Annotated in this window: 12 protein-coding genes and 4 pseudogenes; 10 read left to right on the top strand and 6 right to left on the bottom strand. The window is 59.7% G+C overall.

Translation table 11 applies throughout. From position 1 onward, the window contains the following. Positions 1-84: 84 nt before the first annotated feature. The 3 genes from P3R82_RS09260 to P3R82_RS09250 all read left to right on the top strand — a co-directional run bounded on the left by P3R82_RS09260 (position 85) and on the right by P3R82_RS09250 (position 3,953). Positions 85-1,002 carry a sugar ABC transporter permease gene (locus P3R82_RS09260; protein WP_111563989.1) on the top strand — a complete coding sequence of 306 codons (918 nt, stop codon included), beginning with the start codon at positions 85-87 and terminating at the stop codon, positions 1,000-1,002. 3 nt (positions 1,003-1,005) lie between these two features. Beyond that, positions 1,006-1,860 (top strand): carbohydrate ABC transporter permease, encoded by an 855-nt coding sequence (locus tag P3R82_RS09255; protein ID WP_112436261.1) that lies wholly within the window; start codon positions 1,006-1,008, stop codon positions 1,858-1,860. A gap of 101 nt (positions 1,861-1,961) precedes the next feature. Further along, a complete protein-coding gene (locus tag P3R82_RS09250; protein ID WP_112436289.1) occupies positions 1,962-3,953 on the top strand; it encodes an alpha-glucosidase in 1,992 nt (663 codons plus the stop codon). 7 nt (positions 3,954-3,960) lie between these two features. On the opposite strand, the gene P3R82_RS09245 is transcribed toward P3R82_RS09250, so the two are convergent. Beyond that, positions 3,961-4,848 (bottom strand): LysR family transcriptional regulator, encoded by an 888-nt coding sequence (locus tag P3R82_RS09245; RefSeq protein ID WP_112950532.1) that lies wholly within the window; start codon positions 4,846-4,848, stop codon positions 3,961-3,963. Positions 4,849-4,955: 107 nt separating this feature from the next. Here P3R82_RS09245 and P3R82_RS09240 point away from each other — a divergent pair, with 107 nt between their 5' ends. After that, positions 4,956-5,975 carry a putative sulfate exporter family transporter gene (locus P3R82_RS09240; RefSeq protein ID WP_112436259.1) on the top strand — a complete coding sequence of 340 codons (1,020 nt, stop codon included), beginning with the start codon at positions 4,956-4,958 and terminating at the stop codon, positions 5,973-5,975. A gap of 434 nt (positions 5,976-6,409) precedes the next feature. Here P3R82_RS09240 and P3R82_RS09235 read toward each other — a convergent pair whose 3' ends face one another. The 4 genes and pseudogenes from P3R82_RS09235 to P3R82_RS09220 form a co-directional block, all read right to left on the bottom strand. After that, positions 6,410-8,773, bottom strand: a complete 2,364-nt coding sequence (locus tag P3R82_RS09235) for a phosphoketolase family protein (protein ID WP_112436288.1) — start codon at positions 8,771-8,773, stop codon at positions 6,410-6,412. A gap of 26 nt (positions 8,774-8,799) precedes the next feature. After that, the gene (locus P3R82_RS09230) at positions 8,800-9,984 is read right to left on the bottom strand and encodes an acetate/propionate family kinase (protein ID WP_112950533.1); all 1,185 of its coding nucleotides are present in this window, start codon (positions 9,982-9,984) and stop codon (positions 8,800-8,802) included. Positions 9,985-10,412: 428 nt separating this feature from the next. Beyond that, positions 10,413-11,083: pseudogene (locus tag P3R82_RS09225) on the bottom strand (plasmid pRiA4b ORF-3 family protein). A gap of 304 nt (positions 11,084-11,387) precedes the next feature. Continuing rightward, positions 11,388-11,939, bottom strand: a complete 552-nt coding sequence (locus P3R82_RS09220; RefSeq protein ID WP_162724849.1) for a hypothetical protein — start codon at positions 11,937-11,939, stop codon at positions 11,388-11,390. A gap of 309 nt (positions 11,940-12,248) precedes the next feature. Here P3R82_RS09220 and P3R82_RS09215 point away from each other — a divergent pair, with 309 nt between their 5' ends. The 3 genes from P3R82_RS09215 (at position 12,249) to P3R82_RS09205 (ending at position 14,241) form a co-directional block, all read left to right on the top strand. Continuing rightward, positions 12,249-12,455: a hypothetical protein gene (locus P3R82_RS09215; RefSeq protein ID WP_283193707.1), complete on the top strand. Its 207-nt coding sequence runs from the start codon at positions 12,249-12,251 to the stop codon at positions 12,453-12,455. A 501-nt stretch (positions 12,456-12,956) separates the two neighbouring features. Further along, positions 12,957-13,280: a hypothetical protein gene (locus P3R82_RS09210; protein WP_283193706.1), complete on the top strand. Its 324-nt coding sequence runs from the start codon at positions 12,957-12,959 to the stop codon at positions 13,278-13,280. 508 nt (positions 13,281-13,788) lie between these two features. Then, positions 13,789-14,241 (top strand): DUF2383 domain-containing protein, encoded by a 453-nt coding sequence (locus tag P3R82_RS09205; RefSeq protein WP_112436692.1) that lies wholly within the window; start codon positions 13,789-13,791, stop codon positions 14,239-14,241. An 86-nt stretch (positions 14,242-14,327) separates the two neighbouring features. Here P3R82_RS09205 and P3R82_RS09200 read toward each other — a convergent pair. Beyond that, positions 14,328-14,524, bottom strand: a pseudogene (locus P3R82_RS09200) (HipA N-terminal domain-containing protein); the annotation flags it as partial. A 427-nt stretch (positions 14,525-14,951) separates the two neighbouring features. Here P3R82_RS09200 and P3R82_RS09195 point away from each other — a divergent pair. The 3 genes and pseudogenes from P3R82_RS09195 (at position 14,952) to glgB (ending at position 23,658) form a co-directional block, all read left to right on the top strand. Beyond that, positions 14,952-18,157: pseudogene (locus tag P3R82_RS09195) on the top strand (maltotransferase domain-containing protein). A 1-nt stretch (position 18,158) separates the two neighbouring features. Further along, positions 18,159-21,454 (top strand): annotated as a pseudogene (gene treS / locus P3R82_RS09190) (maltose alpha-D-glucosyltransferase). Next, a complete protein-coding gene (gene glgB, locus P3R82_RS09185; RefSeq protein ID WP_112436696.1) occupies positions 21,451-23,658 on the top strand; it encodes a 1,4-alpha-glucan branching protein GlgB in 2,208 nt (735 codons plus the stop codon). Before treS ends, glgB begins: the two are co-directional and overlap by 4 nt. Positions 23,659-24,151: the final 493 nt, after the last annotated feature.

Raw genomic sequence — 24,151 nt, 5'->3', positions numbered from 1 at the left:
TGCAGTCGCGCTGACCGCGCCCGGACAGAAAGGGATATGACATGAACACGCACAGCAGGAGCGCTCGCCGTGAGTATATCAATCATGCCGCTCACTGACGCGGATGAAGAGCAATTGCCGCGGTGGAGCAAATGGCTCGACCTGAGCGACCGCGCGCTGGCCGTTCTCTTGCTGGCGCCCGCAGCCATCCTGCTGTCGCTGATCATCGTCTATCCCGTTGGGCGGCTGGTTTACACCAGCTTCTTCAACCTGTCGCTAACTTCCGGCTTGCCGGCGGAGTTCGTCGGCATCGATAATTACCGCGCGATGATTGACGATCCGGTGTTCTGGCAGACGCTGTGGAACACGGTGCTGATCACCATCATCACGGTACCCGGCGCCCTGTTGGTCGGCCTCGGACTTGCGCTTCTCGCCAATCTGCCCTTTGCCATGCAATGGCCGGTGCGGTTGTCGCTGCTCATCCCCTGGGCGCTGCCGCTGTCCTTCGCGGGTCTGATCTTCGCGTGGTTCTTCCACTCGGAATACGGTGTAGTGAACGATGTGCTCACGCGTCTCGGCTTCGGCAGTATCATCTGGTTCAATTCCCCGAACTGGGCTTTCGCCGCAATCTGCCTGACGATCGTGTGGAAGACGTCGTCCTTCATGGCGCTGATGATCCTTGCTGGCCTTCAGACCATTCCACGTTCTCTCTATGAGGCGGCCGATGTCGATGGGGCAGGGCGTATCCGACAGTTCTTCGAGATCACCCTGCCGCTGCTCAAGCCCTCGATCGTCGTCGCTCTGATTTTCCGCACCATTACCGCGCTGCAGACTTTCGATATCCCATTCATGATGACGGGCGGTGGTCCGGGTACGTCGACGGCGACGCTTGCCATGTACATCCACCAGAACACCGTGTCGTTCCTCGACCTCGGCTACGGATCGGCGCTCGCCGTTGTCATGTTCGCGCTGTCGATGGTCGTCACCGCGGTCTATCTCCGCATCATCAGGACAAAGGAATAGGTCATGAGCGCCGTCGTCGTTCCCAGCCCCGCGTCGTTCCTGACCGGTAAACCTCTGCGCTTCATTGCCGCCGCGATCCTGCTCGTCAACGGGCTGTTCCCGGCACTGTGGATCTTGTTCACGTCGCTGAAGACGGAGAGCGAACTGACGCTGAAACCGATCACCTGGCTGCCGCATCAAGCCACGCTCGCAAACTACATGCAGGCTTTCTCCGACCAGCCGCTGCATCTGTTCCTGTTCAACAGCTTCATGGTGGCGCTGCTGTCGACGCTGCTCACGCTCTTCATATCTGTTCTAGCCGCATACGCGTTGGCGCGGCTCAACCTGCGTTTCCGTGGACTGATCCTGGCGCTGATTGTCGCCGTCTCCACCTTCCCACTGGTGACCCTGCTCGTACCGCTTTTCGAGATCATGCGCTCGCTCAATCTCTTGAACACGTGGGTTGCACTGATCCTACCCTATACGGTGCTGTCCCTGCCGATCTGCACGCTGATGCTGATCTCTTTCTTCGAGGGCATCCCGCGCGATCTCGAAAATGCGGCGATGATCGACGGCTGCACCCGGCTTGGCGCCCTTTTCAAGGTCGTCGTTCCCCTTTGCGCGCCCGGCGTCTTCACCGCGGGCATCCTCGCCTTCGTCAACGCCTGGGACGAGTTCCTGCTGGCATTGTCATTCAACTCCAATCCGTCGCTCCGTACCCTCCCTGTCGGTATCCAGCTCTATCAGGGCGAGTTCGCCTTTCCCTGGCCGGTCATCTCGTCCGCGCTCGTCGTCGGCATCGTGCCGGTGGCAATCCTGATCGTCATCTTCCAGGAGCGTGTCGTGTCCGGCCTGACCTCGGGAGGCATCAAGGGATGAGCCACGCCACAGCAATGCAGCGACATCATATGTTTACCGATTCAACACTCGAACGTCCGGCGCCGACTGAACTCAGGCACGCGAGCGGGACCGGAGAACGCATCGTGCTCGAGGCGACTGCTTCGGGCTTCACCGTGTCCCTCGACGGGCGCGTCGTTCTCAACCACACGAGCAGCGCACCCGCGATTTTCGTTGGCATTGGCGAAGAGCGCATGGACATGTATCGCGGCAATTTCGACATCGAGGACTATGTGATCGAGCGCAGCAGATTGGCGCATGCCGAGATCGACGGGCGCCGGATCGCCTTGTCGGAACGCGCTGGCCAGCCGCCACGCCTCGTCCTGACCCTCACCGACAGCGCCATCGAAATCCAAGCCCTCGATCCGCTGATCAACCGCTTCTGGATGCGGGTCGCCGCCGACCATGACGAGCATGTCTGGGGTGGCGGCGAGCAGATGTCTTATTTCGACATGCGCGGCAGGCGTTTTCCGCTCTGGACGTCCGAGCCGGGCGTCGGCCGCGACAAGACCAGCGAGATTACCTTCAAGTCCAACATCAAGGATCGCGCCGGCGGCGACTACTTCAATACCAACTACCCGCAGCCGACCTATGTCTCGTCGGCACGCTACGCACTGCATGTGGAGACGACCGCCTATTCGGTCTTCGACTTCCGCCACAAGAGCTTCCACGAGATCGAGGCCTGGGCGATCCCCGAACGGATCGAGCTCTTCGCGGCGCCCAGTTTCGTAGAGCTCGTCCGCCAGCTTTCCCAGCGCTTCGGCCGCCAGCCGCGCCTACCCGAGTGGGTCTATAAGGGTGCGATCATTGGCCTGAAAGACGGTGTCAACTCCTTCGCCAGGCTGCAGGCGATGCGGGACGCCGGCGTACAGGTCTCCGGCCTCTGGTGTGAGGACTGGGTCGGGCTTAGGCAGACCTCCTTCGGCGCAAGACTGTTTTGGGACTGGCAGGCTAACGAGGAGCGCTATCCGGGTCTACGCCAGAAGATCGCCGAGCTGAATGACGCGGGCATCCGCTTTCTGGGCTATGTGAACCCCTACCTATGCGTTGATGGTCCGCTCTTCCCGGAGGCTGAACGTGCCGGTTATTTTGCCAAGACCGCGGAAGGCGCGACAGCCCTGGTCGATTTCGGCGAGTTCGATTGCGGCGTCGTCGATTTCACCAATCCGGAAGCGGCCGAATGGTTTGCGGAAGAGGTCATCGGCAAGAAGATGCTGGATTTCGGTCTATCCGGCTGGATGGCGGATTTTGGCGAATACCTGCCGATCGATGTCAATCTGGACAATGGCATCGACGCCAAGCTGATGCACAATGCGTGGCCGACCCTTTGGGCCGAGGTCAATGCCAATGCCGTCGCCTCGCGTGGAATGACTGGTGAAGCGCTGTTCTTCATGCGGGCAGGCTTCACCGGCGTCCAAGCGCATTGCCCTTTGCTATGGGGGGGAGACCAATCGGTTGACTTTTCGCGCCATGACGGTCTCGTGACCGTCATCTCGGCGGCACTATCGTCAGGATTGCTCGGCAACGCATACCATCACTCCGATATCGGGGGGTACACCAGCTTGTTCGGAAACGTACGGACCCCTGAACTGTTGATGCGTTGGGCGGAGATGTCGGTCTTCACCTCGGTCATGCGCACGCATGAGGGAAATCGGCCCCGTGACAACGTCCAGATTGACCAGGATCCACAAGTGTTGGCGCATTTCGCGCGCATGACGCGCCTCTACGTGCATCTGGCACCCTATCTCCGCACACTGTCGGCAGCCGCCGAGGAAACAGGCCTTCCGGTGCAGAGACCACTCTTCCTGCATCATGAAGACGACCGCGACACCTATGCGATCCAGGACAGCTACCTTTATGGCAAGGAACTGCTTGTCGCGCCTGTCTGGCAAGCCGGACAGCAAGAACGATTGCTCTATCTGCCAAACGGCGTTGACTGGATACACGTATGGAGCGGCGAGGCGTATGCCGGCGGTCAGGAAATCAGTATTGCCGCGCCGGTCGGTGAGCCGCCGGTCTTTTATCGCGCCGACGCATCGTTCGCCGCGACCTTCGCGGCGCTGGCTGAGCTTTGAGCGGCAGCTAGAGCTTTTTGACGCGGCACATCTCGATCAAAGTCGAGGCGGCCCTGCTGTTGTGCCGCTCCTTGTGGTTCAGAAGGCGAAATTCACGGACCGGCCGGCAAAAATCGACCTCGATCAGTTTGCCGGCCTCGATGTGTTGCTGAGCGGCGAGACGGGAAACGGAGGCGGCGCACAGGCTGTCCTCGAGTGCCGACAAGATCGCCTCGTTGGATGGCAGCACCATCGCGATCGTCAAATCCCCGACCTTTATACCCATCTCGACAAGCGCGTCCTCGAATACGGAACGGGTCCCCGAGCCAATCTCGCGCATCACCCAAGGTGCGGCGACAAGCTCGTCGTTCGGTGGTGTTCCGCCGCGCGCCCAAGGATGCGACGCACTAACGACCACCACCAGTTCGTCTTGCGCGACGACCGAGGCCGCGAGCGCCGGCTCGTCGATGTCGCCTTCCACGAAGCCGACATCAGCCTCGCCGGAAATGACCGCGTCGGCGACCGTTCGGGTGTTGCCAATCGTCAGAGTGAGGTCAATGCCCGGGTGTGACGCGTGGAACCGCATGAGGCGGGAAGGGAGCCAATAGCTGGCGATCGTCTGGCTGGCGAACACACTCAACGCTCCGCGCCGCATTCCGCCGAGTTCGCTGAGCACGAGCTCGGCCGCGCGCGCTCTCGAGAGCAATGACTTCGCTTCGCCGAGGAAGATCCGTCCCGATTCCGTCAGCTCGATGCGGCGGCCGACGCGGTGAAAAAGCTCGACGCCATAGTGGTGCTCGAGATTCTTGATCGCGGTGCTGACAGCCGATGGCGTGAGATTGATCGAGGCCGCCGCCTTGGTCAGATGTTCGCGTTCCGCCACCGCGACGAAAATTGCAAGCTGTTCAAAGGTCATGGGAAATCATTCTATTTTGTCGAATGAAATGTAGAAGAATATTCGATGGAAGTCGACGCGATTAGCTGAAAAATCTGTCAAGCAATCATTAGAATTCCAGGTGCCCGATGACCCTCCATAACTGTTACAACCATGGTCGCCAGATCGTTCCCGGCTTGCTTGCCTGCATCGCGGTGGCTGCGGCCGCCTATCTGTTCGAGCGACTGGAACATGTCGTATTCGGGGTCGGGCTTCTCGAAGCACTGGTCTTTGCGATCGTGATCGGGATCATCACGCGAACGGCTTTACCCGGCAAAACATCATGGCAGCCGGGCATCGGTTTCAGCTCCAAGACATTGCTCGAGATCGCGATCGTGCTTCTGGGCGCTTCCTTGAGTTTGGGAACGCTACGAAGCGCCGGTGCGACGCTGGTCGTCTGCGTGGTGGCGATCGTTGTCATCTCGATCTGCGCCAGCTTTCTCGTTGCCCGCTTTTGCGGATTGTCGAGCCGGCTTGCCCTGTTGATCGCCTGCGGAAACTCGATCTGTGGCAATTCCGCGATCGTTGCGGTTGCTCCGGTGATCGAAGCGGATTCGGACGAAGTTGCCGCCGCGCTGGCCTTTACCGCGGTTCTGGGCGTCGCCTCGGTGCTCATCCTTCCGCTAGTTTATCTCTATGCGGGCATGACGGTAACGCAATACGGCGCCTTGGCCGGCTTGACGGTCTACGCCGTGCCGCAAGTTCTTGCGGCAGCCGCGCCCGCGGGCCTAGTCGCGGTGCAAACCGGGACGCTCATCAAGCTGCTGCGCGTCCTGATGTTGGGGCCGGTCATCTTCGTCCTTGGAATTCTTCAGAAGGACCGCGGTGATTGCGCCCATTCGCAACGGGGTCTCGTTCCGTGGTTCATCATAGGCTTCATCATTGTGGTGATCGCTCGTTCGATGGGGCTCATACCAGCCGCGATCATCCCATTCTTGCTAACGCTATCGAGCGCGTTGACCGTCCTTGCAATGGCGGCGCTCGGTCTTTCGGTGAACATTCGCACCGTCGCCAGCGCGGGCGGGCGCGTCATTCTCGCGGCATCCGCGTCGCTTCTGCTTTTGACGGCGATGAGCTATTGCGGTGTTATCACCGTTCTCGCTCGCTGATGACAAGCGAGTGGCTTCGGATGAGCGTTTCGACCGACCCGTCCAAGAAGATCGCGCTACCGTTGTCAGCGCGATCACCTTGAAAGCTCCGTTGGAGGCGATAGCCTTGCGTCGAGAGGGCCATCGCCCTGATGCGACGAGAAGATAACATCGGCGTGACGACCCATCGATGTGAGGTCCAGTTATGACGATGTGGCTCAAATCCGCTCTGGCAACGTCGCGCGTCGCGAGAAGCTGGTCAACGTCGTGCCCGACAATCTTCAGGGAGCTGGACCGCCATGGCGGGCACAGGGGTGAAACGCGGCTTCCCGCTGTCCGCGAAAGGCCTTTCGGTGCGCGCTGCCTCGGCGCGCAGAGACACCTGAACCTATTCCCCTCTGCATTGCCGGTTCGCTCTTGTGGCCGGTTGATGCTGGATCGCGCCGAGTTCCTCGTCAGCGCTTCCATCGCCAATTCCTGATCTCCGGCATATCCTCTCCATACCGTTCGACGTGGGCACGATGTTCCGCGAGCTTCTCCCGTAGGCGGTTCGCGACATCCGGCACCTTCTCCGCCAGCCCCGGCACGCGGGCTATCGCCCCGAGCGCCAGATGGAACCTGTCCAGCTCGTTCAGCACCGTCATGTCGAACGGCGTCGTCGTGGTGCCTTCCTCGATAAAACCGCGCACGTGGAAGTTCTGGTGGTTCGTCCGGCGATAGGTCAGCCGATGTATGAGATATGGATAGCCGTGGTAGGCGAAAACGACGGGCTTGTCCTTGGTGAAGATGCGGTCGAACGCCGCGTTATCGATGCCATGGGGGTGCTGTTCGGGATCTTGCAGCGCGAGTAGGTCCACGACATTGACGGTGCGGATCTTGAGGTCAGGTATCGCTTCGTGCAGCAACATCACCGCCGCCAACGTCTCCATCGTCGGCACGTCACCGGCGCAGGCCATGACCACATCCGGCGCGATCGTGTTTTCCTCGTAGCTCGCCCAGTCCCAGACGCTGGCGCCTGCCTTGCAATGGGCCTCGGCTTCCTCGATGGAAAGCCATTGTGGCTCCGGCTGCTTGCCCGCGACAATCACGTTGATGCGGTCATAGGTCTTCAGGCAGTGGTCGCCGACCCACAGGAGCGTGTTGGCGTCCGGCGGCAGATAGATGCGGACGATGTCCGCCTTCTTGTTGGCGACGAGATCAACGAAGCCCGGATCCTGATGTGAGAAACCATTGTGATCCTGCCGCCACACGTGCGATGTCAAAAGGTAGTTCAGCGAGGAGATCGGCGCCCGCCATTCCAGTTCGCGTGTGACCTTCAGCCACTTGGCGTGCTGGTTGAACATGGAGTCAATAATATGGATGAAAGCCTCGTAACAGGAAAAGAGGCCGTGTCGTCCCGTTAGCAGATAGCCTTCCAGCCACCCCTGGCAAAGATGTTCGGACAACACCTCCATCACCCGGCCATCGCGTGACAGATGCACGTCATAATCCTCGATGGCCTGCATCCACACCCGCTGTGTCTCATCGAAGACGCTTCCCAGGCGATTGCTTTCGGTCTCGTCGGGACCAAAGACGCGGAAGTTCTTGTTGCCGGCATTGAGCTTGACGACCTCCCTGAGGTAATGTCCGAAGATCTCCGTGGTCTGGACCTGTTGAGAGCCGCGCTCGCCAATCTCGACGGCGAAATCCTTGATGGGTCGCGCCAGCAATTCCTTGCGAAGCAGGCCCCCATTGGCGAACGGCGTTGCCCCCATCCTCTTCGTTCCCGTGGGAGCCAGGGCGCGAAGCTCCTCCTTCATCCGTCCTTCGTGGTCGAAGAGATCGTCGGGGTCGTACGACCGCATCCATTCCTCGAGAATCCCTCGATGCCCGTCGTCGCCCCGGCAATTGGCGACCGGAACTTGATGCGCGCGCCAAAAGCCCTCGACTTTCTTACCATCGACCTCCTTCGGGCCCGTCCATCCCTTAGGACTTCTCAGGACGATCATCGGCCAGCGGGGAACGCCTGGCGAGGATGCGTTGGCGCGAGCCTCGTCCTTGAGTTCGCGGATCCTTTCGAAGACATACTCCATTATCTCCGCCATCTTCCGGTGCATGACATGAGGATCCTCACCCTCGATGAAGATTGGCTCATACCCGTAACCTCGAAATAGACTGGTGAGATCTTCGTCGCTGCTCCGGGCGAGGATCGTGGGGTTGGCGATCTTGTAGCCATTGAGATGAAGGATTGGCAGCACGACGCCGTCGCGGGACGGATTGAGGAACTTCGTCGAGTGCCAAGCAGCGGCGAGTGGACCGGTTTCCGCTTCACCATCACCGACAACGCAGGCAGCGATCAGGTTCGGATTGTCGAATACCGCTCCGAAGGCATGCACCAGGGCGTAGCCGAGTTCGCCGCCCTCGTGGATCGAGCCAGGTGTCTCCGGCGCGACGTGACTTGGAATGCCGCCGGGGAAGGAGAACTGCTTGAACAGCTTCCGCAGACCTTCCGTGCTTTCGGGGATGTCTGGGTAGACCTCGCTGTAGGTGCCCTCGAGATAGGTGTTCGCAACCATGCCCGGGCCGCCGTGACCCGGGCCGCAAACGTACAGAATGTCGAGGTCGCGCTTCCTGATGACCCGATTGAGGTGCGCGTAGATGAAGTTCAGCCCGGGTGTCGTGCCCCAGTGACCGAGAAGTCGCGGTTTGATGTGTTCCGCCTTCAGCGGTTCGCGCAGGAGCGGGTTGTCCATGAGGTAGATCTGCCCGACCGATAGATAGTTGGCTGCCCGCCAATAACGGTCGATCAGGGCAAGTTCGGCATCATCGATGACATTCATGGCGACATCGTTCACGATCTTCTCCTTCACAGCCTATGACGCGAGACGACGGAAAGGGCCTCGCTCGCGATGACCTGTTCCTCGTCGGTGGGGATGACGAAAACCGTGATCCGGCTCTTCGCCGTGCTGATGATCTGGTCGTTAGCTTCATTGCGGCCGTCGTCCAAGTCAAGGCCCAGCCAGCCCAGCCGCGCCGCGATCCGGCCGCGGATGTCGGGTTGGTTCTCGCCGATCCCTGCGGTGAAAACCACGGCGTCGAGTCCGCCGAGCGTGGCCACCTGCCGCGATATCTCGCCCGCCACACGCAGGCAGAAAAGGTCGATGGCCTCGGCAGCCTCGCGACTTGGGTCCTTGAGTAGAACCCGCGTGTCGCCGCTGATGCCCGAGACACCGAGCAAGCCACATTCATGGTAGAGGAACCGCTCCAGCCGCTCCGGCTGGATCATGCCTTTTCGCATGAGATGGAGCAAGGCGCCGGGATCAATCCAGCCGGGCCGCGTCGCCATCGGAATTCCGTCAAGAGCCGAGAACCCCATGCTGACATCGACGCTCCGGCCACCGATCATGCCGCAAATGCTGGCCCCGCTTCCCAAATGGCATGCCACGACGCGACCCGCCGCGGCTCGCGGATCAATCCGCGCGATCGCGCGGGCGATGTAGGCATAGGAAAGGCCGTGAAACCCGTATCGCCTAACGCCTTCGTCGTGCATCGCCCGCGGGATCGCGAGGCGGCGGACGAGATCGCTCTGCGAGGCATGGAAGGCCGTATCGAACGAGGCTGTTTGCGCGATCGCGGGATGGCTGTCCCTCACGGCGCGGATCACCCCCAAGGCAGCGGGCTGGTGGAGTGGCGCGAACGGTATCAAGCCTTCAATGTCAGTGACGACTTGATCACCAAGCAGAACCGGAGCGTCGAACGTCATGCCGCCATGGACGACGCGATGCCCCGCGGCAATGATCTTGCCCGGTAAGACGGCATGCAGATGATCGATCACCTGCGCGACGACATCACCCAGGTCGGCTTTTGGATCGCCAACAAGTTCCCGTTCGAAGGCCAGGCCGCCAATCTTGCCAGACAGCCGGGGAGGGCCGGTCTCGAGGTCGATCTTCGCCCGCCCCGCTGAACGCGCCACGCCCGACGCCATTTCGAAGACGCCGATCTTCAAGGAGGACGAGCCAGCATTGAATGTCACGAGTGTGTCTTCCGTCATGAAATCTCCCCGGTTATGCGCGGCAAGGCTTCCTTCCACGTAGCGCCCGGGGCATCCTCGGCCTCGGGCCCTCCGCTCTAAATCCGCTCAGGTTTCCGCTTCGACGACGGCATGATCAACGGTCACGCCGGATCGTCCTTGGCGGAGCCCAGATCTGGGCGCGGTCGACCGCGCGCCGCTACGATTACCTCTTCTCCAAATATGCCAGCCCTCGGTGACGCGAACGTGGTGGCGCGCGGCGTTTTACCCCGGCTAACGATATGTTTTTGTCGCCAATGCCCCGTGCTGATCTGGATCGCGTGGCACGCGCCTGGCGACGAAGCTGAGCGGACCCACGCATTTATGCGTCAAGGACCCTTCAGCCGGGAAACCATGATGATTGCTATTTCAGCCCGGTATCTCGACCTTTTGGTTGATCGCTGGCTGGATCAATAACGCTCTTCTCGACGGAAGCGATAGCCTCCCTTGATCGACGCATCGCTTTGACGATCGCTTTATTGATATCATCGAGATTACAGGCTTCCGGATGGAATTTGCGACCGACCCATCGTCGCATATCCTTGTGTTCCTCGTGCTCGGGATCGAGCCAGGCTTCAAGGAAGTCGGCATAACCAGAAGTTCCGCCCACATCCTCTGGAGGTCCGGAGCGTTTACCGGCGATGCAGCGGGGATATTTCACACCCTCCTCGCGAGGAACGCGGATCAAGCGAAGGAGGTGGCGCCAACCGTCTCCGAAGTCATACTCGTAGAGGAAGGTCAGCGCGTCCTCGTTGCCGCCATGGGGAAAATGAAAATCAGTCATCCTCACTTCGGTGGCCTCGAAGGTCGTGTTGTCGGACAGACCATCCTCATCGAACTCCGGCGCGCCATAAATCAGGCCGCCGATATTGAACTGATGCAGATGACTATCAGTCCATCCGAACGCAGCCTGCAGCACTTCGTGCAGTTGAGCGAGGTTGAGGCTGATCGGCAGCTCGAGAACACGGCTGATCTCGGGTTCGATGTCGAGGATACGAACCTCGGCGCGCACGATGAAATTGTCTGGATCAAAAAGGTTCAGCATACCACCAATCATGCCGCATGAGAGGATCGCGGGCAATATGTGAAGACAGTTCTCCTCGCGGAACATGGACGAACGGAGTTTCCCACGACGCTCCCCTTGGGCTCGCGGGCGCGCGGACAACGGCGGCGTGCCGGCCAGCGGGTCTCGGGCGCTCGAACCGCCCACTCGGCGCGCGCGAGAAGAATGGCTAGCCAACCGAAACGCGCCGGCGCGGTCCGAGGGAAGAGGCAGGCATCCATGTCGGGCTCTAATGTCGCGCGGAGCCTTCCGCATCGATGACATAAGTGGACCGCCGATGCCCCAGGGATGGGCGCTAGGATCGCTCGGCCCGTTCTTGTCATCAGCCCGTGCGTTGTAATGCGCGAAGGAGATCAAACAACGACACCGCGAAACGCCAGTGCTTCGTCGCGGGCCGGGAGCCGGCCAACGTTTGCCAGCTCGCGCTATCCGCGATCGACCGCTTCTTGACGATTTCAAACTCGATTGAACGGTTTGTCTTCTTTCGCGTTTCCTCCACCGGAACAATTTGGCATCTGGAAAACGTCATGAAGACCATCACATCTCTCGCTTGCGGACTGGCCTGCGCGGTTGGCGCGTCGCTTGGAATAGCGTCCGTCACTTCAGTCGTAGAAGGCTCGGACAGGTCGGCGTCGATGACAATGGAGGGGTCGGATTTGTGGACCTCGGCGCCGGTCAAGATCGATCGGTCCGCCCAAACCTTCGAGCGGATACCCGCCGTTCTTTCGACATACGCCTCGGCACCTGTTCGGACCGCCGGGACAACGGCGCCGGAGGAACAGGAAGTCGCGGCTTCGATGTCTCGTGCGGCCAGCGCTGTGCCCTTGTCGGCGGACCATCTCAATTGGTGCGCCAGCCGATATCGTTCGTTCAATCCCGCGACGAATTCCTACCGCTCGTTTAGCGGCGAGGTCAGAACCTGTTCGCCGCCGCTTGAAACCACCGCGCCCGTCTCGAAATACTCGAAAGGCCAAGCCGCGCGATCGTCCTCCGTGGGGGAGCGCGTGGCGACTTGGTGCGCATCGCGTTACCGGTCCTATAGGCCTGAAGACAACACCTACCAGCCTCATGGCGGGACACGGCGGGTTTGCCAAGGTCCAAGGGCAGCGGACGAGATGGCGCTGCGCTGATCGGATCCTCCGCCGGTTTGGTTTTTGAAACTGTCACATCGAAGGAGATGGACTTGGATAAGCTTTCCAAAATCGTCGAGGTAGCTGTCACATCGGATGGTGATCGAATTCCCCTTGGCTTGATGAACGCTGAACAAGCACTCGAGCTTCCGGAGGAAATCGAAATCGAGGTTTCGCACCCTGATCACGAGGCGGGAGCGACGGACACCTTCATCAGCAAGGGCGAGCTTGCCGAGCACGTGGCCGCGGACAAGCCATGATACGCGGCTCGCAAAGCGAGCGGACGAACGACTGGCGGGCGAGGAGCAGTCGTTCGATCTCGTCGAAGCGACCGCCGACATGGCCGTGGAAAACGGTTCCCTTGAACAGGTTCCACCAGACCTGAACCACGCGCCTGAACCGTCATTTATCGGCCCTGCTCCCAAGGTCATCACGTTTGATTGCTACGGGGCTCTCGTGCGGTGGTACGAAGTGCTCCTGGACGAAGGGTAGGACGCTAGCAGCCGGTGATCGAACGGATGTCGACGCCGGACAGATCCTCGAAGCTTTTCAAGGGAAGCAAGGCGAACGACGGCGGCGAAGCCTCATCGGCCTAACGAGGATATTCCGCGGTCCGGCTTTCTCGCGGCGTTCCGAACGCATCACGTGGAGCTGGACAATGATGATCTCGAGCGTATCGCAAACTCGCCTAGGACGATGGACCGCACCCGGACGTTCCAGACGCGCTGCGGCGGCTCGGTGAACGCTACAAGCTAGCCATCTTGACGAATTCCGATGACGACCTGATCGCCCCCATGGTCGAACGCATCGGCCTCCCATTCGATCACGTTATCACCGCGCAACAGGCGCAAGCCTACAAGCCCTCGAGAAAGTTCCTCGAGCATGCCTATCGCGCCATCGGGGTGACCGCGGACGAGACTGTCCATGTGGCCATGGGCATGTATTGGGATATGAAAGCCCGCTACGCGCTAGGTTTTCGCGGCATCTGGGTTAACCGGCCGAATGAGAAGGGTAATCCTGACTGGCTTCCCTACGTCGAGGTCGCGGACGTTCGAGGCGCGGCCGACCCCTTGCTTTCGTCTTGACAGGCGCCGTCTATGCATCGGCTCGGAATAACCGTCGGCGTCCACGCCTCGTGCAAGTACCGTCAAGCCCAGTCTTGGCTATCCAGACGGTCACCCGCTCAGGTTCCTCAAGTTCACACTGGATTTCAAGGGATCGGGCCCTGGCACCAATGGAAGGCTGAAAATGGAGACCTGGAAGAGCGACAACGCGGCGAGCAAGCCGGGAAGAGAGGCTGAGAGAAGTTCGCGATATTGATCATCGGCAATCGCCCCGGGAAAGGCGTCTACGGTCATGCAAAGCGCGAACGATGCGTCCAACAGTGAACGTGGTGGCCGATCAGCGACAGACATTTACGCGCCATCGACATTGTCCCTGACCCAATGGGACAAGATCTCACCGCATGTTGGTCAGCCAGCCATGGTGACTTCGCCCTCCGCGTTTGTACGGCGCACGACAGTCGCGTAATCGCGGGAACATCGGTCAACGAACGCCGTTCCCCATAATTGTCCAACGTACAAGGAGAGCATGATGGTCACGATGGTCGGACACGAGTCAAGTATCGAGGAATTGGTAAAGGATCTGATCTACCTCGAGCACGATGCGATCGCCGCCTACGATTCTTGCATCGAGCGTCTCGATAATCGAGAATTCAGCACTCAGATCGCCAGGTTCAAGGAGGACCACGTTGAACATCTGCGCGTGCTGAGCACGATGGCTCGCGAGCTCGGGATCGAGGCCCCGACCAAGGGCGATATGAAGCAGATGCTCACCACCGGTAAAATCGCGCTCGCCGGTCTCATTGGCGATACCGCGATCCTCAAGGCGATGAAGACCAATGAAGACGATACAGTCACGGCTTATGAGCGGGCGGCCCGACACGAGGATGCGATCCCCGCCTCCAAGGCCTTCTTCATGCAGGCGCGACAAGATGAAGAACGGCATCGCGCGTGGATGAGCACCACCGCTGACACTTTATCCTGACGAGGCACGCGGCGCGCAGGGTCCGAGTCCTAGCGAACGCGTGCAAACACCTCGAAGGCGGGCGAAAAGACAGGCGGCAACTCACCTTCCGGCAGCAACTGAAGCGCTCCGGCAACGTCGCCGCCCAATCGATCGAGAAGCGTGAAGTCATTACCTGGTGAAACGCCCAGAGCCTGTGCCGCAACTAGACGCGGGCTCTCTTCAGGTGCAAGCCCCCGAAAAATGGGCGGCATTCGCGACGTGAGAATTGCTCCGACCGCTTCGGTAAAGAGGCGGAAAGCGGCGGGCCAGCCTGGTCGCCAAGCCTTCAGCTGCTCCGCGGTCGACGTCTCGCGGCCCTCACCCAGCTTCGCGGCCGACTTCTTTGTTCGGGTCAACATCGTTAGGTCGCCAAGTGCCATCAGCAAAAGAACAATGTCCGCCCCGACCAACTTGTTGTCTTTCCACACGGCATGGGCTCCGTCGCGGGATCGGCTCTTGACGCTCGCCTCGTCCTGGCCGGGAACACTTCCATCGCAAATCACCCTTCACGTCGAACCGACCCGGGCACTCGCCTCGATTGTCGGGCGCACCGCCTTGGCGAGGCCATGAATCGCTTCGAGCGCGACAATTCCAAACCTCCCCCAGGAACAAGAACATCGTCTGGAAGTTTCGATGGCTCTGGTCAAGGAACCTGGCGCTGAACGCGCCCGCTCGTGGAGACACCACCGATGATACCTCCGAGCCGCGCCGAAAGCTCGAGACCCCGCATATATTATGTCAATCCACTCGACCTGCCCGACGAGATGAGCTGGCTCGCCATGTTCGATCATGCCGCCTCATTGAACTTCAACGCGGTACTGACGGGTCCATTTTTTCAAAGGCATGATCCGGGAGGAAGCATTTTTGCTTCCGTCGACTACGACTCCATCGATCCGGCGTTACGATTTACGGGTGGGGTTGAAGAAAGCGCCGCGTTTTTGTGTGAAGCCGCAAGATCGCGGGGCGTCGCTCTCATGATGGATGTCGCGTTCACCGCGAGCGGATCAAGCCTCGGCGATGGCCCGGGTTCGCTCGATCCGCGACGTTCGCCATCCGCGCCTTGGCGGCATTCGGTTAAAGCGCCCGATATAGACGGCCTCAACGACGTTGTGTCGCGGCTATCTTCTCTTGGCGTCTCCGGATTTCGCTACATGGGCCTTGATGCATTGAGCGACGCGGATCTTCATCGCGTTGCTCGATCGGCAACGGGCACGGCTCAGTCGTTGCGGCTGGTTTACACGCCCGGCACCGATTTCGCCTTTCGCGGAAAGTTACGGGACCTTGGCTTCGACGGTGTGTTCTCCTCGCTCGCGTGGTGGAACATGCGCGATGGCTGGTTTCTAGAGGAACACCGTTTGCAACAGCGACTTGGCATGCAAGTCGCCTTTCCCGAAGCACCGTTCGCGACCAGGCTCGCGCATGGAACCGATAGCCAAGAGATACGCCAGCGCAAGTCCCTTCGCTCGCTCTGGCTCTCCGCGAGACTTGGCGACGGCATCATGATCCCCATGGGATTCGAATTCGGCGCCGTCTTGCCACAAGACGCGACCCGAGGCGCGGGCCAAAACGTGCGTATGATGCGTTCAAGCGGCGGGTTCGATATTTCCGCCGCGGTTAGAGACGCCAACGAGGTGATGGCATCGCGAAAAACGGTCGCGCCTTTCGCCCATGAAACTTCCGCTCGAGTGACCGTCATCACCCTCTCGGACGCTGCGGATCTTCGCGTGGCGAAGCATGTGGAATTGCTCGCCATTAACCGCGATCTTCGCAATCCTTCCTCGTACCCCATTGACATCATATCGGCGGCCGCCCCGCCATTCTTTCCCGATCAAGAAGCCACGAGCGGCGTGCTTTCGCCCGGCGATGTCGCGTTGCTCCCGCGGCCGCGAGCGCCGTGATCGCGAATGAGATCGTTACCTCGCCGGGGAAGGCAACAGACCAATCAGCACAGATCGCGATAGAAAACATTGAGCCTAGGGTCGAAGGCGGACGTTTTCCCGCCAAGCGGGTCGTCGGCGATTTGGTCTCCGTTCAAGCCGACATTTTCGCCGACGGTCACGATCGAATAGAGGCGGCCCTGCTGTATCGAGCGGTGGACGATGATGCGTGGCGGGGGGCACCGTTGGCGCTTGATGGCAACGATCGATGGGTCGGCGCGTTTCGACTGGACAGGATTGGCCGGTTTGAATTTTGCGTTGAAGCCTGGAAGAATCCATTCGCCATATATCGCCATGAGCTCTCCAAGAAAGCGCAGGCCGGTCTCGATCTCACCCTGGAACTGATCGAGGGAGAGACCCTGGTCGGTAAAGCCACCGCCGCGATGACTGGTGGGACGAGCGACCCCGCGCTGCGCGAAAGGCTTCTCGGGATCGTTGCTAGTCTCGATGACGCGGACGCGACCGAGAAGACGCGGCTGCTTTTGTCATCTCGTCTATCGGATCTGATGCTTGAAGCCGGCGCGCGATTATTCCGGGTGCGGTCAACGCCTTCGTTGATAGATGCGGAACGCGTGGAGGCATCGTTTGCTAGCTGGTACCAGGTGTTTCCGCGATCGCAAAGTGGAGACGTGAACCGGCACGGCACTTTTGACGACGTCATCGCTCGATTACCCGCGATCCGCGCGATGGGATTTGATGTCCTTTATTTTCCACCGATCCATCCGATCGGAAGCACGAACCGGAAAGGTCGAAACAACAGTCTTTTGGCCGCGCCAGATGATCCGGGGAGCCCCTACGCGATTGGCTCGGCGGATGGCGGGCATGATGCGATCCATCCTCGGCTTGGCGGGTTCGATTCCTTTCGACGGTTGATCGCGGCGACCAGGCAGGAGGGTCTGGAACTGGCGTTGGATCTTGCAATTCAGGCGTCACCAGACCACCCTTGGCTCAAGGAGCACCCGGGCTGGTTTGAATGGCGGCCGGATGGGACGATCCGTTACGCCGAAAACCCGCCAAAAAAATACGAGGACATTGTCAACGTCGACTTCTACGCGCGAGACGCTTTGCCAGCGCTTTGGGAGGAGTTGAGAGATATCGTCCAACTATGGGTCAACGAGGGCGTCAAGCTCTTTCGCGTGGACAACCCGCATACAAAGCCGTTTCCCTTCTGGGAATGGCTGATCGGTGACATTCGCGCCCGACATCCCGACGTTGTGTTTCTTTCGGAAGCGTTCACCAGACCCAAGGTGATGTATCGGCTGGCTAAAGTGGGCTTTTCGCAGTCGTATACCTATTTTACATGGCGCGACAGCCGGTGGGAGCTCGAGCAGTACATGCTCGAGATCACTCAGACCGAGGCACGGGAATACTTTCGGCCCCACTTTTTCGTCAACACGCACGACATCAATCCGGACTTTCTCCAAGACGCCCCGCGGCCAGCGTTTGTCATTCGCGCCGCCCTGGCCGCCACGCTTTCCGGTCTGTGGGGCGTTTACAACGGATTTGAGCTTTGCGAGGGCCGACCAGACGTCAAGCGCAAGGAATACGCCGACAGCGAGAAATACGAGATCCGCGCCTGGGACTATGACCGCCCCGGCAACATCAAGGCGGAAATAACGATGTTGAACCGGATCCGACGAGATAATTCCGCGCTCCATTCCCATCTTGGGCTCACGCTTCTCAGCTCATCAAATCCAAATGTGATCTTCTTCGAAAAAGCCGCGCCCGGCCGCCATAACGTTCTCCTTATCGGGATCTGCCTGAACCCGCATGGCGTGGAGGAAAGCACTGTTGAAATTCCCCTATGGAAATCGGGCAAGGACGACGGTGGAACGATCGACGTGGAAGACTTGGTCAGCGGCGGCCGGTTCTCGCTAACGGGGAAGTGGCGGACGCTCAGGCTCGATCCATCGCATTTGCCGTTCGCCATCTGGCGCGTCGAAACAGGAGAGATTTGATATGGACGACGTGTCAATAGGCGCAAGCGCCACGCAGACCGCGGACGTCACTTCGTGGTACAAGGACGCCATCATCTATCAACTGCATATAAAGTCCTTTTACGACGCCAACGGTGACGGAATAGGCGATTTCCAAGGCCTTTTCGAGAAGCTCGATCACATCGCGGCGTTGGGTGCGACCGCCATATGGCTCCTGCCGTTCTTTCCCTCACCCAGACGAGACGATGGTTACGACATCGCGGACTACGGCAGCGTCAGTTCCGATTACGGGACGATCGATGATTTCCGCAAATTCGTCTCAGCGGCCCATCAACGCAATATTCGAGTGATCATGGAGCTGGTCATAAACCACACCTCCGACCAACATCCATGGTTTCAAAGGGCGAGGCTAGCGCCTCCGGATAGTCCGGAGCGCGATTTCTATGTCTGGTCGGACAATGACCAAAAGTTTCCCGAGACCCGCATCATTTTCCTGGATACCGAAAAGTCCAACTGGACGTGGGATCAGACGGCCGGTGCGTACTATTGGCACCGCTTCTATTCGCACCAGCCCGACCTGAATTTCGACAATCCTCTCGTGATGGAGGAACTCTTGTCAGTGATGCGCTTTTGGCTTGAGACCGGCATAGACGGTTTTCGTTTGGATGCCATTCCCTACCTGGTCGAGCGCGAGGGGACCAACAACGAGAACCTACCTGAAACGCACGCGATCCTGAAGCGCATCCGAGCAGCTCTCGACGAGACCCATCCCGGCGTCATGTTACTCGCCGAGGCAAACCAGTGGCCCGAGGATACCCGCGAGTATTTCGGAGAGGGCGACGAGTGTCACATGGCGTTCCATTTCCCTCTCATGCCGCGCATGTACATGGCCATCGCCAAGGAAGATCGTTTCCCGATCACGGACATCATGCGGCAAACGCCGGATATCCCCGACACCTGCCAGTGGGCGATCTTCCTCAGAAATCATGACGAATTGACGCTCGAGATGGTGACGGACGCGGAACGCGATTACCTCTGGGACACCTACGCGTCCGACAAGAGGGCACGCATAAATCTCGGATCCGTCGGCGCCTGGCGCCTCTGATGGAGCGCGATCGCAGACGGATCGAGCTGATGAACGCGCTTCTGCTATCGATGCCCGGCACGCCCGTGCTTTACTACGGCGACGAGATCGGGATGGGTGACAACATCTATCTCGGCGATCGTGACGGCGTCCGCACGCCGATGCAGTGGTCTCCCGATCGCAATGGCGGTTTTTCCAAGGCCAATCCCGCGCGCCTGGTCCTTCCGCCAGTATCGGACGCTCAATACGGTTACGAGGCCCTCAACGTCGAATCCCAGACCTCCGACGCGCACTCGTTGTTGAACTGGACCCGGCGCATGCTGGCGCTGCGCGGCCGGCACCCCGCCTTCGGTAGGGGATCGCTCCGATTTCTGACGCCGGACAACAGGCGCATCCTTGCCTATCTTCGTGAATACGCGGGCGAGGTGATCCTGTGCGTCGCCAATCTGTCGAGAGTACCCCAAGCCGTCGAGCTCGACCTCTCGACCTTCGAGGGAAGAGTGCCCGTCGAAATGACGGGCATGTCGCCTTTCCCGCCGATTGGACAGCTCACCTATCTTCTGACGCTGCCGCCATATGGCTTTTTCTGGTTTCAACTCACCGATCAATCGGACGGTCCAGCGTGGCGCACCGCTCCGCCCGAGCAACTTCCAGATTTTCACACGGTCGTCATACGCCGAAGCCTCACGGAGCTCGTGGACGAACCCCGGCACGAACGGGTTTTGAGCGGCGACATCCTTCCAGCATATCTATCCAGACGGCGTTGGTTTGGCGCCAAGGACCAATCGCTTCAATCGGCAAGGCTGGTTTCAGCCACCCCGATCCCCTTCGCCGATGGCGTCGTGCTCGGCGAGCTGGAAGCCGTCCTACCTGATCACGTCGAGAGCTATCAACTTCCACTCGCCGTGGAATGGGACGACGCAACGACCAACATCCTTGGCCAGCAGCTTGCCTTGGCAAGGATTAGACAGGGGCGGCGTGTCGGATTTCTGACGGACGGCTTTACCGTGGAATCCATGGGGCGAGGGATAATCGAGGGCCTGAAAAACAGATCGATGATTACCGGTCGTTCCGGTACGATCGAATATATTGGCACCGAGCATCTTGACCGCCTCGAGATCACCGACGAAATGGAAATCAGGTGGCTTTCGGCCGAACAGTCCAATAGTTCGCTTATCATGGGCGACGTCGCGATGATCAAGCTCATCAGGCACGTGTTCGAGGGTATTCACCCCGAAGTCGAGATGACCCGCTTTCTTACAGAGCAAGGCTATGAACATACCGCGCCCCTTCTTGGCGAGGTCGCTCGCACCGATGGAGAAGGTCGACGGTCGACCCTCGTCGTGGTTCAAGGCGCGATCCGCAATCAAGGCGACGCGTGGAACTGGATGCTGGCCAATCTGAGGCGGATCGCGGACGAGGTGGCGACCACGGAAGCCGGCCTGGATCTTGCCGACGACCAGCTAGACCCGCTCCTCAATTTCGTTGCCATGATTGGCCAACGCCTTGGTGAGCTGCACGTGCTCCTGGCCAAACCGACCGATGACCAATCGTTCGCGCCACGACACGCCTCGTCGACTGACGTCGATACCATCAAGACAGCGGTCACCGGTGAGATCGCGTACGCTTTCTCGAAATTGCGGGAACTGGGCGACACTGGCGATGACGCGGTCGACGAAGGCGTTCGCGACTTACTCTCTCGCAAGGAGCAGATTCTCGAGCTTGCCGCCCAGCGTTCGGAGAAATCCGCGGCAACGTTGTTGACACGCGCGCACGGCGATTTCCATCTCGGGCAGATCCTGGTGTCGGAGGGCGACGCTGTCATCATCGACTTCGAGGGCGAACCAGCGCGAAATCTCGCCGAACGTCGCGCCAAGACAAGCCCACTGCGGGACGCGGCGGGCCTGCTGCGTTCGCTCGACTACCTCGTGGCGACGGCGACCCTGGAGAACGACGCGGTGTCCGATCATCACGACGAGCGTCGGCGGCTAGTCATCAGTCGGTTCGGAGGCTCCGCCGAGAAAGCGTTCCTTGAAAACTATACCCGAGCCCTTTCGGCGTCACCGGAGCTGCCGAGCGATCCGAAAACAGTCGGCGAGCTTCTCGACATTTTCCTCCTGGAAAAGGCAGCCTATGAAATCGCCTACGAAGCGCGCAATCGACCAAAATGGCTGCCAATACCACTGTTTGGATTTTCGAAAATCGTTTCACCTTCGCGGGGAGATCGCGCATGATGGAGACCGAGGTGGTGATGACATCGGATCTAGATCCAGGCGAACTCGCCGCGATCGTCGAGGGCAGGCACGGCGACCCCTTCGCGGTTCTAGGACCTCACCCGGCGCTGGACGGCGAGTTAAAAATCCGTACCTTTGCTCCTGGAGCGCTAGGGGTCGAATTGCTTGATCGTGGCGACGGATCGGTCTTGGCGGTGTCGTTGCTGGTTGACGCCGGCGGATTGTTCGAGGCGGCCCTGGAGGGCGGAGCATCATACAGGCTGAGGATTATCTGGCCTCAAGGCTCACAAGAGACGGAGGATCCCTATAGCTTCGCACCGCTATTGGGTGATCTCGATCTGCATTTGATATCGCAGGGCACTCATTACCGCCTTTCGTCGGCGCTTGGCGCCAACCCGCTTGTCGTCGACGGCGTCGAGGGCGTTCGCTTCGCCGTTTGGGCGCCGAACGCGCGCAGGGTCTCCGTCGTGGGGGATTTCAACAGTTGGGACGGTCGCAGACATCCAATGAGACTAAGGCGTGAAGCAGGGGTTTGGGAACTCTTCATTCCTGGCTTGACCGTCGGCGAGCGCTACAAGTTCGAGATTGTCGACAGTCACGGCAACCTGCTAGCCCAGAAAGCCGATCCAGTAGCACGCAGTGCCGAGGCCGCCCCTTCCACCGCTTCCGTGGTCGCATCGCCGGAACCTGTCAGGTGGCGCGACGCTTCATGGATGGAGAAACGCGCGACGACGGATGTCATGGATCGGCCGATCTCGATCTACGAGGTTCATCCAGGGTCTTGGCTGAGGGAGATGTCCGACGGCGGAAGGTCGCTCGACTGGTTCGAGCTTTCGCAACGACTGGTGCCGTATGTCAAGGAGATGGGGTTCACCCATATCGAGCTCATGCCGATCATGGAGTATCCGTTCGGCGGATCGTGGGGATATCAACCCTTGGGACTTTTCGCGCCCACGGGAAGATACGGCACGCCCGAGGACTTTGGATATTTCGTCAACCGATGCCATGAGAGCGACATTGGCGTTATCTTGGACTGGGTTCCGGCCCATTTCCCAAGCGACGTATGGGGACTGGCCCGCTTCGACGGTACCGCCCTGTACGAGCACGAGGACCCACGGGAAGGGTATCACCGGGACTGGAACACACTGATATACAATCTTGGACGATCCGAGGTGAAAAACTTCCTGATCGCCAGCGCTCTCGAGTGGTTGGAACGGTATCATGTCGATGGTCTGCGCGTCGACGCGGTGGCCTCGATGCTTTATCGGGACTACAGCCGCCCTGAAGGGGAGTGGATCCCCAACCGGTTTGGTGGTCGAGAGAACCTGGAAGCGATCGAGTTTTTCAAGCACCTCAACAGCGTCGTTCACGAACGCCATCCCAACGTGTTGATGATTGCCGAGGAATCCACCGCCTTTCCGAAAGTGACGGGATCGCCCGCCCACGGAGGCCTGGGTTTCGACATGAAATGGAACATGGGGTGGATGCATGACACTCTTCACTACATGTCGGATGATCCGGTCTATCGAAAATACCACCACGGTTCCATGACGTTCGGCATGATCTACGCATATGACGAGCGGTTCGTGTTGCCGTTTTCCCATGACGAGGTGGTGCACGGAAAAGGCTCGATGCTGGGAAAGATGCCGGGCGACGAATGGGGCAAACTCGCTAATCTAAGAGCGCTGTTCGCTTTCATGTGGGGCCATCCAGGCAAAAAGCTGCTGTTCATGGGTTGCGAGATTGGCCAGCGAAGTGAATGGAACCACGAGGGTTCGGTCGAATGGGATCTGCTCGACGATCCTCGTCATCGAGGGCTCCAGCGATTGGTAAGGGACCTGAATCGGGTATATTCGCATTTTCCGAGCCTTCAGCACGGCGATCTGAATTCGGATGGGTTCGAGTGGGCGGTCGCCGACGATTCCGAGCGATCCGTCCTGGCCATGGTCCGGTACGATAAGACGCGGAGCAGCGCTTGCCTCGTTGTATCGAACTTTACTCCCGTGCCTCGCCACGCCTACAGGATAGGCGTGCCCTTGGATGGCTTGTGGCGTAGGATACTGAGCACGGACGATGTGGTCTATGGTGGATCGGGAATGGACGCTCGCGATGCCACGGGCCAACCCGTACCCGCTCACGGTCGTTCATTCTCGATCGAAGCCGATTTGCCGCCGTTATCCACGCTCATGTTCATCAAGGAATAGGAGTTGACGAGCGCGGAAGCAAAAAATCCCGTGGCAAGTCGCGCGACTATTACCTCATGACTAAATCCCAAAGGTGGCTCAAACAGCGCGAGCCGACACGTCGTGAGTATCTCTATGTGTTGGCTAATCCCTGGACACGAGCTAAATGCATGCGCGGGTCCGGCATCATCGCATGGCGAGTTCCTCAAGGAACCGTCTCCGGACCGTCCCTCTGATACGCCTCGAACATTTCGAATGTCTGCTGATGAGCGATCATTTGCGTCGAGAGACACGCCAGGTCCAGATTAGCGGCGTCGCTCGCTCGTAACGCGTCGAGTTTTTCCATGCTCCAAGTCGAGCGATCGCGCGACGGTCACAGCATCGCTCCTGGCGGCTTCCGAGAGCGGCGTCGCTGCTTGGCCGTGGTTCCGCGGCATATCCTGGGCGAACGTGGCATCGTTCGCTCGCCCCTGGCGACTTCGACTTTCGCCGCATCCATCTCGAGCAGATTTGA

It is taken from the genome of Rhizobium sp. AN80A (assembly GCF_030053015.1).
Lineage (GTDB): Bacteria > Pseudomonadota > Alphaproteobacteria > Rhizobiales > Rhizobiaceae > Rhizobium > Rhizobium metallidurans.
The sequence above is the reverse complement of the archived record's forward strand: the minus strand, read 5'-3'. Positions and strand labels throughout refer to the sequence as shown.

Bases quoted from the DNA above. Each gene is read 5' to 3' on its own strand.
- P3R82_RS09235 (WP_112436288.1), bottom strand. From the start codon at position 8,773: ATGAATGTCATCGATGATGCCGAACTTGCCCTGATCGACCGTTATTGG.
- P3R82_RS09255 (WP_112436261.1), top strand. From the start codon at position 1,006: ATGAGCGCCGTCGTCGTTCCCAGCCCCGCGTCGTTCCTGACCGGTAAA.
- P3R82_RS09240 (WP_112436259.1), top strand. From the start codon at position 4,956: ATGACCCTCCATAACTGTTACAACCATGGTCGCCAGATCGTTCCCGGC.
- P3R82_RS09205 (WP_112436692.1), top strand. From the start codon at position 13,789: ATGGTCACGATGGTCGGACACGAGTCAAGTATCGAGGAATTGGTAAAG.
- P3R82_RS09230 (WP_112950533.1), bottom strand. From the start codon at position 9,984: ATGACGGAAGACACACTCGTGACATTCAATGCTGGCTCGTCCTCCTTG.
- P3R82_RS09260 (WP_111563989.1), top strand. From the start codon at position 85: ATGCCGCTCACTGACGCGGATGAAGAGCAATTGCCGCGGTGGAGCAAA.
- glgB (WP_112436696.1), top strand. From the start codon at position 21,451: ATGATGGAGACCGAGGTGGTGATGACATCGGATCTAGATCCAGGCGAA.
- P3R82_RS09245 (WP_112950532.1), bottom strand. From the start codon at position 4,848: ATGACCTTTGAACAGCTTGCAATTTTCGTCGCGGTGGCGGAACGCGAA.